The 10836-nt window shown below is 67.9% G+C and carries 9 protein-coding genes; 6 read left to right on the top strand and 3 right to left on the bottom strand.

The window, feature by feature from the left end; translation table 11 throughout:
- Positions 1-1265, bottom strand: a 1265-nt coding sequence (locus HCU76_RS35750) for a DUF3300 domain-containing protein (RefSeq protein WP_218511986.1), incomplete at its 3' end; no start/stop codon positions are given.
- A 334-nt stretch (positions 1266-1599) separates the two neighbouring features.
- On the opposite strand from HCU76_RS35750, the gene HCU76_RS35745 reads away from it, so the two are divergent.
- The 4 genes from HCU76_RS35745 (at position 1600) to HCU76_RS35730 (ending at position 6549) form a co-directional block, all read left to right on the top strand.
- Positions 1600-2853 carry a DUF3300 domain-containing protein gene (locus tag HCU76_RS35745; protein WP_371319963.1) on the top strand — a complete coding sequence of 418 codons (1254 nt, stop codon included), beginning with the start codon at positions 1600-1602 and terminating at the stop codon, positions 2851-2853.
- A gap of 31 nt (positions 2854-2884) precedes the next feature.
- On the top strand, positions 2885-3778 hold the full coding sequence (locus tag HCU76_RS35740; RefSeq protein ID WP_213959896.1) for a DUF2950 domain-containing protein: 894 nt from the start codon (positions 2885-2887) through the stop codon (positions 3776-3778).
- Positions 3779-4063: 285 nt separating this feature from the next.
- Complete coding sequence (locus tag HCU76_RS35735) at positions 4064-5752, top strand: alpha/beta fold hydrolase (RefSeq protein ID WP_213959895.1); 1689 nt, start codon at positions 4064-4066, stop codon at positions 5750-5752.
- Positions 5746-6549, top strand: coding sequence for an alpha/beta fold hydrolase (locus HCU76_RS35730; protein ID WP_218511984.1), 804 nt, complete (start codon positions 5746-5748; stop codon positions 6547-6549). The genes HCU76_RS35735 and HCU76_RS35730 overlap by 7 nt, the downstream gene beginning before the upstream one ends.
- 14 nt (positions 6550-6563) lie before the next feature.
- On the opposite strand, the gene HCU76_RS35725 is transcribed toward HCU76_RS35730, so the two are convergent.
- Complete coding sequence (locus HCU76_RS35725; RefSeq protein WP_218511983.1) at positions 6564-7271, bottom strand: DsbA family oxidoreductase; 708 nt, start codon at positions 7269-7271, stop codon at positions 6564-6566.
- Complete coding sequence (locus HCU76_RS35720) at positions 7268-8455, bottom strand: acetyl-CoA C-acyltransferase family protein (protein ID WP_218511982.1); 1188 nt, start codon at positions 8453-8455, stop codon at positions 7268-7270. The genes HCU76_RS35725 and HCU76_RS35720 overlap by 4 nt, the downstream gene beginning before the upstream one ends.
- A 378-nt stretch (positions 8456-8833) precedes the next feature.
- Between HCU76_RS35720 and HCU76_RS35715 the strand changes: the two genes are divergently transcribed.
- Together HCU76_RS35715 and HCU76_RS35710 are read left to right on the top strand one after the other, a co-directional pair.
- Complete coding sequence (locus HCU76_RS35715; protein WP_218511981.1) at positions 8834-10468, top strand: AMP-binding protein; 1635 nt, start codon at positions 8834-8836, stop codon at positions 10466-10468.
- Positions 10469-10491: 23 nt separating this feature from the next.
- On the top strand, positions 10492-10836 hold a 345-nt coding region (locus HCU76_RS35710), incomplete at its 3' end, for a methylmalonyl-CoA mutase family protein (RefSeq protein ID WP_256354736.1).

The raw sequence follows: 10836 nt of genomic DNA, 5'->3' as shown, positions 1-10836 counted from the left end.
TGGGCCGCACTTGCGCCACCGTCGCCGGCGCCGCGCAGAGCGTTGTCGCCGCCACGGCCGCCTGCGGCCTGCCGGTCGCCAGCGCCCTGGCGGCCGCCGGCCCCTTGCCTGTCTCCGGCTGGACCTTGGCGGTCCCCGGCGCCCTGCCGATTGCCGGCCCCTTGGCGGTCTCCAGCCCCCTGGCGGTCGCCGGCACCTTGCCTGTCCCCGGCACCCTGCCGTTCGCGACCGGTTCGGTCCGCAGCGGACTGGGCGCGTTCCCGGGTGGCCGGATCGTTGCGGAGTTCGTTGCGACCCTGGCCGGGGTCCATGCCGCGATCCCTCAACTGCGATTGCGCCTGGTCGCGTTGAGCGTCCCGCCCGGTGTCACGGCCGCGGTAGTCGGAACGACGGTCGGCGCCTGCCACGTCCTTGCCGAAGCGCTGCTGGCTCGCGGAATCCCTGTACGGAACGCCGCGCCGGTTGGCAGCGTTGTGCTGGAACGCCGAGTTGCCGCTGATCTGCCGGTTCACGTTCACGCTGTTGTAGCGGCTGGCATTGATGTTCACGTTGCCGCCGCCCCAGTTGCAATTGCCCCAGAGCGCCGCCGTGGCCGCGACGCCCACGCCGAACGCGATTCCCGTGGCGAGCGCCGCGCCGGGGTAGTAGGCAGCCACGGGCGGATAGTAGTAGGGCGGGTAGGCCGGGTAGGGCCATGTGCCGTACACCACTGTCGGGTTGTACGAGGGCACGTAGACCACCTCCGGATTGGCCGGCTCGATCTTGATCACGGTCTGCTGCGTCTGCGGTTCCTGTTCGACGATCACCTTCTGCTGTTCGCTGGTCTTGAGACTGCCGTTTTTCTGCGCCTGTGCGCGCAGGCGCTGCGCCGAGTCGAGCACGTCCTTGGACGAGGCGAGGAAGGCGTCACCGAGGTTCTGCACCCAGTCGGGCTTGTCGCCCATGGTCTGCAGCACCTGCGGGAAGGCGACCAGCGACTTCACGCTGGGGTCCCACGGTTGGCTGTCCACGGCCTTGAGCGCCGCATCGCCCTTCTGATTGGGATTGGCCTTGGACCATTTCGCTGCGTCGGCGACGTCCGCGGGATAGGTGGCGGCCATCAGCACCTGCGACAGCAGCGAATCGGGGTACAGCGCGATCGGCGCCATCATCTGGTCGAGTTGCTCGATCGAGAAGGACGGCGCCTGTTGCGCCCCCGCCGACCCTGCCAGCAATGAAGCAGCCAGCATCAGCGCCTGCGCGAGTCGGACGGCAAAGGCACGCATATCGCCTCCTGTTTGGATTGCGTCATCTTCGATGGAAGCGGCGTTCTACCATTGATTGAAATCAATTCGCAACGCAACATGGCAGGCGAATGCAGCAAAAAGGGGCCTTGGCATGCACGCAGTCGACCGGCTTGTCGCAGGCGCCGGCGCCATGGGGCCGGACCGTTGCAAGGGGGCGCCGGCGCGACTTGATCCGCGTCAATCCGGCTGGCCGGACGCCGATCGAGAATGACGCCGCCGGCCACTACCCGCGCTTGCAAGGACCGGGCAGCCCATGGGTGGTGGCTGCCCTGTTTTGCCTGTGCTCGAACGCAACAAGTCGAAGGAGACTGCCGTGGGTCCATGTCGTTCTGGGGCCGTCGCGACGACGGTCGCGGTGGCCGTGCTGATCGCGGGCTGTGCCGCCCCGGTGCAGGCGCCTCCCGTCTTGCCGCCAGCGCCGGCGCCCGCGCCAAGTGTCGCGGCGCCGCCCCTTGCACCTGCCTCCGGTTCCACAGCGTCGACCTTCAGCCAGGCACAAATCGACCAGATGATGGCGCCGATCGCGCTGTATCCGGATTCGCTGCTGTCGCAGGTGCTGATGGCATCGACGTATCCGGCGGACGTCGCGGATGCGGCCGCCTGGTCGAAGGCGCATCCCGGCCAATCGGGGGATGCGGCGGTCAGGGCTGTCGATGCACAGCCCTGGGATCCCAGCGTGAAGTCGCTGGTCGCGTTCCCGCAGGTCATCCAGACGATGGGCGACAAGCCCGACTGGGTGCAGAACCTGGGTGACGCCTTCCTCGCTTCGTCGAAGGACGTGCTGGATTCCGCGCAGCGCCTGCGCAGCCGCGCGCAGGCCAACGGCAGCCTGAAGTCCTCGGAGCAGCAGACCGTCGCGCTCGCGCAAGACCCGCAGACGCAACAGAGTGTCGTCACGATCGAGCCGGCGAACCCACAGGTGGTCTACGTGCCGGCCTACGACCCGGCCATCGTCTACGGCACCTGGCCTTATCCGGCCTACCCTCCGTACTACTACCCTCCTGCGGCCTATTACTACCCCGGCGCCGCGCTGGCCACGGGGATCGCGTTCGGCATCGGTGTGGCCGCGACCGCGGCGCTCTGGGGCAATTGCAATTGGGGCGGCGGCAACGTGAACATCAATGCCAGCCGCTACAACAGCATCAACGTGAACCGGAAGATCAGCGGCAACTCCACTTTCCAGCACAACGCGGCCAACCGCCGCGGCGTGCCGTACCGCGACAACCGCAGCCAGCAGCAGTACGGGCGCAATGTGCCGGGCGCGGACCAGCGCGGCGATTTCCGTGGGCGCGACGCCCAGCGCCAGCAGGCGCAATCGACGATGCAGCAGCGCGGCTTCGACCCCGGGCCGCGCAATGACGCGTTTCGCGGTGTGGGCGACACCGGACAGATGCAGCGGGACTTCAATCGCGACAGCGTCAACCGGCAACCCCCGGCGCGGCACTCGGGCGCTGCCAGCGGAGGGGCTCGATACGGCGGCTCGCCCGGCGCGGCTCACGGCGGCGGCGGCGCGCGGATGAGCGGCGGCGGGCGCGGTGGCGGAGGGCGCGGCGGGGGACGCCGCTAGGGCAAGGTTCATCACCATGCGGATTCCATCCATGTTGCACTTCACCCTCACGCGATTCGTCGCCGGTGCGCTCGTCGCGTGCGCAGCAATCGTCTTCGCGACGCCTTCGATGGCGCAGCACGCCTACCCGAGCGCGGAAGCCGCGTCGGAGGCACTGGTCGATGCGATCTCCCAAAACGATGAAGCCGAGTTGCGGCGCGTACTCGGCGCCAACTGGCGCAGCTTCGTTCCTGAAGGCAGCATGGGGCGCGACGATATCGACGCATTCCTTGCGGCCTGGAAAAAGCAGCACAGGATCGTTCGGGGTGTGCGCGGCGAGTCCCTGCTGGAGGTGGGAGATGCGGGCTGGACCCTGCCCATCCCGCTCCTCGAGAGAGCCGGCCGCTGGAATTTCGACGTGGCCGCCGGCGCCTTGATCATGCGGGAGCGGGGTGTCCGTCGCAACGAGATGGCTGCGGTGCAGGCCGCGCTCGCGTACTACGACGCGCAAAAGGAATACGCGTCGCGTGATCGCGATGGCAACGGCGTGCTCGAGTACGCGCAGAAGTTCGTCAGCGCACCGGGTCGCCACGACGGGCTCTACTGGGCCGACAGCACCGCCCAGGAGCAGAGCCCGCTCGGCCCGCTCTATGTGACCCAGGCGCCGGGCGCCGGCTACCACGGATACCGTTTCAAGATCCTGAAGGCGCAGGGCATGAGCGCGCCCGGCGGCGCCTACCGCTATGTCATCGGCGGGCGCATGCGCAGCGGCTTCGCACTCGTTGCATGGCCTTTGCGCTACGGGCAAACCGGCCTTGAAAGCTTCATCGTCAGCCATGCCGGCGTGGTCTACCAGAAGGACCTCGGGCCGGACACCAGCAAGGCCGCCGCAGCGATGGAGGTGTTCAACCCCGATGCGTCGTGGCGGAAGGTCAACGTCCCCTGAGATAGGCCCACCCCCGAATGCGCCTTCGGCGTTCCCCCTCAAGGGGGCGCACCCAGCGGCCCGGCAAAGCCGGTTCCGCGGGTGCCCACGAAGGGGCTTCGCTCACGTTGGTTCTTGCGTGGCATGAAATGGGAAACGCATGTCGCCAAATGCAGAGTCGATCCGGGCGCGAACGCGAACAATGGCCGGCCGCTACGACAAGGCATCGACGCGTCCCCGCGACGGCATGTCTTGCCGCGCGCCGCCGTCGCAAACCATCCTCCTTCCCATCGCACGAATCCCCCAATGGCAAGCCCCTCCCAAACCTCGACCGAAGCCCGGCAGGACCGTGCGTCCCTGGTCCGGATGCAATCCACGCGCAAGCCGCATCGCCTCGGCACATCGCTGCGGGCCATGGCTGGCGCGGCGGCAAAGCGGCCGCAAGAAACGGTCGGTGCCGTCGGCCGTGCGGCCGGTGAACTGGCGAAGGTGGCCCTCGGCCGTTCCGCCGTGGAGCCGGCGGCGGGCGATCGCCGTTTCGATGACCCTGCCTGGCGTGACAACGCCGTCTACAAGCGCGTGATGCAAGGCCATCTGGCCCTGTCGCGCGAGACGCTGCGGCTGGCCGGCCAACTCGGCTTGCCGGCGCACGAGGCCGCGCGGGCGAAGATGATCCTCGGCATCGTGGCCGACGCACTGGCGCCGACCAACGTGCTGCCGGGCAACCCCGCTGCGATCAAGCGCACCATCGAGACAGGCGGCCTCAATCTTGCGCGTGGGCTGGCGCAACTGGTCGACGACTGGCGCCACAACGGCGGCATGCCGGCCATGGTGGATGAGTCCAGCTTCGAGGTCGGCGAGAACCTCGCGGCAACCCCGGGCGACGTGGTGTTCCGCAGCGAGCAACTCGAATTGATCCAGTACAAGCCGCAGACGCCGGACGTGGCGGGCACGCCGCTCTTCATCGTGCCGCCGCAGATCAACAAGTACTACGTCTGGGACCTCGCACCCGGGCGCAGCCTCATCGAGTTCCTGGTCCAGCAAGGCTTCCAGGTCTTCGTCGTCAGCTGGTTCAATCCCACGGTCGCCCAGGCCGACTGGGACTTGCCGACCTATGTCACGGCGCTGGAGGATGCGGTCGGCGTGGCGCGCGAGGTGACGCGCTCGGACCAGGTGCATCTGCTCGGGGCCTGCTCCGGCGGCATCACGTCGGCGGCGCTGCTGGCCTACCTGGCCAGCAAGGGCCGCGATTGGGCTCGCAGCCTGACGCTGCTGGTGTCGATCCTCGACACCGACGCGATCGCCGACAGCTCGATGGGCCTGTTCGCCCACCTGGAGACGCTGGAGCTGGCGCGATCGATGAGTGGCGCACGCGGCGTGCTCGAGGGCAAGGACCTGGCCAAGGTGTTCGCGTGGCTGCGGCCGAACGAACTGGTCTTCAACTACTGGATCAACAACTACCTGATGGGCCGCAAGCCGGCGGCCTTCGATGTGCTGTACTGGAACGCGGACACCACGCGCTTGCCGGCGCGCCTGCACGACGACTTCCTGGCGCTGCTCGCGTCGAACGCGTTCGCACAGCCCGGCGGCGTCACGGTCGAAGGCCAGGCGCTGGACCTGCGCGACGTGCGCTGCGACGCCTACATCCTCGGTGGCCGCACCGACCACATCACGCCCTGGCAGGGCTGCTACCGCACGCGCGAGCTGCTCGGCGGCAACAGCGAGTTCGTGCTGACCTCCAGCGGGCACGTGCAGTCGATCGTCAACCCGCCGGGCAACAAGAGGGCATCCTTCCTCACCAACGCCAGGAAGCACGACACGCCGGACGCCTTCGAGCAAGGCGCGACCGCGCACGACGGCAGCTGGTGGCCGCACCTGGCGGCCTGGTTGCGGGCCCGCTCGGATGCGGACCGACGCGCGCCGCGCCAGGCTGGGTCGAAGCGCCATCCGCCGCTTTGCGCCGCCCCCGGCGACTATGTGAAGCAGCGGTGCTGAGCAAGGTGGCGCGCCCGCATTCGGCGACGTTGTTGCCGGCGGCGCGCACCGTCATGGTCGGACGCCAGCCGATCCGTTACGCGGACCACGGCGCGGGCTCTGCCGAACGGGTGCTGCTGCTGTTGAACGGCATCGGTGCCGACCTTGAAACCTCGGCCGCCTTTGCCCGCGCGTTCGAGAACACGCGTGTCATAGCGTTCGACGTGCCCGGCGTCGGCGCGTCGCCGGCGCCGCTGCTGCCGTACCGGATGCGCGATGTCGCCGATCTCGCGGCGGCGCTGCTGGACCAGCTCGGCCTGGACCGTGTCGATGTGTTCGGCGTGTCGTGGGGTGGCACCGCGGCGCAGGAGTTTGCGCTGCGCCATCCGGCGCGCTGTCGCACCATGACGCTGGCGGCCACCAGCGCCGGCTGCGTGGTGCTGCCGGGCGGGCCGGGTCAGCTCCTGCAGATCGGGGCGAGGCTCCTCGGCGGCAAGCTGCGGCTCGACCGCGACCTGATCCCGCTGCAAGCGATGCTGGCAAGCAGGCCCAACCTGCGCGGCTACCTGTACCAACTGTTCGCACTGTGCGGGTGGATGAGTTGGTTCCGCTTGCCGCGCGTGCAGTTGCCGGTGCTGGTGCTCATGGGCTCGGACGACCCGATCGTGGCGCCGGTGAACGGACGGATCATCGTGTCGCGCTTGCCACGGGCGACCATGGAGACCCTCGATTGCGGTCACCTGTTCATGCTGACGCGACCGGTCGAGATCGCGCGTCGCGTCGAGCGCTTCATGATGGCGCACGAATCGCCGGCCTGACGCCGGCGACGGCGCTACATCGAAACGCTTGTGGCCGCGACCGCTTCGTCCATGGCTTCGAGCAGCGCCTCCACCGGTTGCGCACCGCTGAGCGAAATCCGCTGATTGAAGACGAACAGGGGCACGCCGTCGGCTTGCTCCAGTTGCGCTGGGTTCGTGCTCATCCACGTCTTCCAGGCTGCAGCGTCGAGGCCGTGGCGACCAGCGATGTCCGACAGCGTTCCTTCGTTGCCGATGTCTGCGCCTTGCTGGAAATACCCGAGCAGCAGCGCGTCGAGCAGTGCATCCAGCTTCTCGGGCGACAACTGCGCCTGGCCGTAGGCCAGCAGGCGGTGCGCGAGCAGCGTGTTGGGGAAGCGGCGGATCCGCTCGAAGTGCACGTCGGTGCCGGCGTGCCTTGCAGCCGCTCGTACCTGTGCCTGCCGCGCGCGCACGCGTTCGACGCTGCCCAGGCGCCGCGTGTAGAAGGCTTCGAAGTCCACGCCGTCCACGGGCAGGCCCTGGATCAACTGCACCGAGCGCCAATGCACCCGCACCGCGGGATTGCCGGGAACGCCGGTGAACAGGGCCAGCGCCCGCTCCAGGTGCTTCTTGCCGATCAGGCACCAGGGGCAGATCAGGTCGAGGTAGACGTCGAGGTCGATCGTGGACGGCATTGCCGTCGCTGTGTCTTCTTGCTGTTGCACGTTCGGGCCCAGCGATCCGGGGATGGTGGGCGTCATGCGCAGCGCTCGAAGATCGCGGCGATACCCTGGCCGCCGCCGATGCACATCGTCACCAGCGCATAGCGCCCGCCGGTGCGGTGCAGTTCGGCAATCGCCTTCACCGTGATGATCGCGCCGGTCGCGCCGACCGGGTGGCCCAGCGAAATGCCCGAGCCGTTCGGGTTGACCTTGGCCGGATCGAAGCCCAGTTCCTGGATCACCGCGCAGGCCTGCGCCGCAAAGGCCTCGTTCGACTCGATCACGTCAAGGTCGCTGATCTTCAGCCCGGTGCGCTCCAGCACCTTGCGCGTGGCCGGCACCGGGCCGATGCCCATGTACGCCGGCTCGACGCCCGCATGCGCATAGCCGACCAGCCGGGCCAGCGGCTTCAGCCCCAGCGCCTGCACGCGCGAACCCTCGGCCAGCACGATGGCGGCCGCGCCGTCGTTGATGCCCGAGGCGTTGCCGGCGGTGACCAGGCCGTCCTTCTTGAACGCGGGCTTCATTTTTGCCAGCGTCTCGAGCGTGGTGTCGGCACGCACGTGCTCGTCGGTGTCGAACAGCACGACGCCCTTGCGCGTTTTCACCTCGACCGGAACGATCTGCTCCTTGAAGCGGCCCGCCGCGATCGCGGCCGCCGCGCGCTGCTGGCTCAGCACGGCCAGGGCATCCTGCTGGTCGCGCGTGATGCCGTGGCGCGCTGCGACGTTCTCTGCCGTGATGCCCATGTGCATCTTTTCCCAGGGGTCGTGCAGGATGCCGAGCATGTAGTCGACCAGCACCGCATCGCCCATGCGTGCGCCATAGCGGGCCGAGGTGTCGAAGTACGGGCCGCGGCTCATCGACTCCGAGCCGGCACCGATCGCGACGTCGCAATCGCCCAGCGCAATCGCCTGCGCCGCCGACACGATCGCCTGCAGGCCCGAGCCGCAAAGGCGGTTGACGTTGAAGGCCGGCGTCTCGATGGGGCAGCCCGCATCGATCGCGGCCACGCGGCTCAGGTACGCATCCTTGACATCGGTCGGGATGACGTTGCCCATCACCACGTGGCCGATGGCATCGGCCGCCACGCCACTGCGCTCGATGGCAGCCTTGACGGCGGTGGTGGCGAGCTGGGTGTTGGGAACGTCCTTCAGCGAACCGCCGAAGGTGCCGATGGCGGTGCGGGCCGTGCCGACCACGAAGATGTCGCGAGTAGTCATGAATGGTTCCTGGAATGGAGAGTAGCGGGCGAGGGCCTGTTCACAGGCCCTGGGCCATTGGGTTGCGCGTACTGCTCCACAAGCCGATGCGCGCAGCCGGGACTCGACAGTACGGGATCGGGCGCGACGGCGTACGGCTTTTGATGCCACTGGCTTCGCATTTGATGCCGGACGTCGCTGCGCAGGGCAGGACAGCGAAGCTGCCATGCCATGGCGCCGTGCCATGGCTGGCATCAATTGCTAAACGCGTGTCGTCAATTGAGACGCAGCTTGCGATCGCCTGCGGGAGCATTGACCCCAGGCGCTCCTGACAACGCGCCGAAGCCGCAGGAGCCCCCTGCAGAAGCTTTCCCCAGCCCCCTTTCGGAGACAAGACCAATGACGCAGAGACCCTGGATTCCTTCGTACGGCAACGTGCCCGCTCAAATCAACGCCGATGCCTACAGTTCCATCGTGGAACTGCTCGAGCAGGCAATGGCCCGCTACAGCGACAAGACCGCCTTCCGCTCGTTTGGGCAGAGCCTGAGCTTTAGCGAAGTCGACCGGCTGTCGGCTCGCTTCGCCGCCTTCCTGCAGCATGAACTGCACATCGGCAAGGGTGACCGCATCGCCGTCATGATGCCCAACCTGGCGGCCTTCCCGGTGGTCTTCCTCGGCATCGTCCGCCTGGGTGCGATCCAGGTCAATGTGAACCCGCTCTACACCGCTCGCGAACTGGCCCACCAGCTCAACGACGCCGGCGTGAAAGCCATCGTCGTGTACGACGGTTCCACCGCGACGCTCGCCGAAGTGGTCGATCAGACCGTGCTGGAACACATCATCACGGTCAGCCCGGGCGATGGCCTGGCGGCACCGGTGGCCGGGCCCGCACCCGACGCTCGCCTGGTCGGTTCGCTGCCGCTGTCGGACATCCTGCGCGAGGGCCAACCGACGAACTACAGCGCCCCGGTGATCACGGGCGACGACCTGCTGTTCCTGCAATACACCGGCGGCACCACCGGCGTCTCGAAGGGCGCCTGCCTGTCGCATCGCAACCTGGTGGCCAACACCGAGCAGTTCAAGGCCCTGATGGGCGACAGCATCCGCGCCGGCGAAGAGGTGGTGGTGACGGCCTTGCCGCTGTATCACATCTTCGCGCTGATGGTGAATCTCATCAGCTACTTCTCGGTCGGTGCGGAGAACTGGCTGGTGGCCAATCCGCGCGACATGGATGGGCTGATCGACACCTTCAAGCAGTCGCGCCTGACCGTGTTCACCGGCGTGAACACCCTGTACTCTGGCCTGGCTGCGCATCCCCGTCTCAAGGAAGTCGATTTCTCGAACCTGCGCCTGTCCATCGGCGGCGGGGCCGCGGTGATCCCGGCCACCTCGGCGCGCTGGAAGGAAGTGACCGGCCGCCTGATCCTGGAGGGCTACGGCCTGTCGGAGACCAGCCCGATCCTGTCCATCAACCCGCCCTTCGTCAGCGAGTTCTCCGGCACGACCGGGCTGCCCCTGCCGTCCACCGACATCAAGCTGGTCGACGACTCGGGCAACGAGGTGCCCCTGGGCCAGCCCGGCGAGATCTGCGCCAGTGGCCCCCAGGTCATGCGCGGCTACTGGCAGCGACCCGAATCCACTGTCACGGCCTTCACGCCCGATGGCTACTTCCGCACCGGCGACGTCGGCGTCTTCGACAGCCGCGGCTTCCTGAAGATCGTCGATCGCATCAAGGACATGATCATCGTCTCGGGCTTCAACGTCTATCCGAACGAGATCGAAGCGGTGGCGACGGCGTGCCCCGGCGTGGCCGAGTGCGCCTGCATCGGCGTGCCGGACGAGAAGACCGGCGAGGCGCTGAGGCTGTTCGTGGTGAACCAGCCAGGCAAGACCCTGGCGCAGCAGGATGTCATCGACTACTGCCGTGCGCTACTCACCGGCTACAAGGTGCCCAAGTCCGTGTCGATCGTCGAAGCCTTGCCCAAGTCCACCGTGGGCAAGATCCTGCGGCGCGAGTTGCGCGACGTCGCCTGAGCCACGCAACTGTGCGAACGAGCATGGCGAACGAACCCACCTTCAAGTCTTCCACCCTCGACGCCTGGACCAAGGCTGCCGCCAAGTCCGCGCCCGGCGGCGACTTGTCCGCGCTCAACTGGCTCACGCCCGACGGCATCACCGTCAAGCCGCTGTACACCGCGGCTGACCTGCAAGGCCTGAAGTACACCGACACGCTGCCCGGCTTCGAGCCCTACCTGCGTGGCCCGCAGGCGACCATGTACGCGGTGCGTCCGTGGACCATCCGCCAGTACGCAGGCTTCTCGACGGCGGAAGAGTCCAACGCCTTCTATCGCAAGGCCTTGGCCGCTGGCGGCCAAGGCGTCAGCGTGGCCTTCGACCTGGCC

It is taken from the genome of Variovorax sp. dw_308 (genome assembly GCF_019207085.1).
Classification (GTDB): Bacteria; Pseudomonadota; Gammaproteobacteria; order Burkholderiales; family Burkholderiaceae_C; genus Variovorax.
Note: the sequence above shows the minus strand (reverse complement) of the source record. Positions and strands in the feature narration are given on the sequence as shown.

Excerpts from the sequence above, each read along its gene's own strand:
- HCU76_RS35740 (WP_213959896.1), top strand. The coding sequence starts at position 2,885 with ATGTTGCACTTCACCCTCACGCGATTCGTCGCCGGTGCGCTCGTCGCG.
- HCU76_RS35715 (WP_218511981.1), top strand. The coding sequence starts at position 8,834 with ATGACGCAGAGACCCTGGATTCCTTCGTACGGCAACGTGCCCGCTCAA.
- HCU76_RS35720 (WP_218511982.1), bottom strand. The coding sequence starts at position 8,455 with ATGACTACTCGCGACATCTTCGTGGTCGGCACGGCCCGCACCGCCATC.
- HCU76_RS35735 (WP_213959895.1), top strand. The coding sequence starts at position 4,064 with ATGGCAAGCCCCTCCCAAACCTCGACCGAAGCCCGGCAGGACCGTGCG.
- HCU76_RS35725 (WP_218511983.1), bottom strand. The coding sequence starts at position 7,271 with ATGACGCCCACCATCCCCGGATCGCTGGGCCCGAACGTGCAACAGCAA.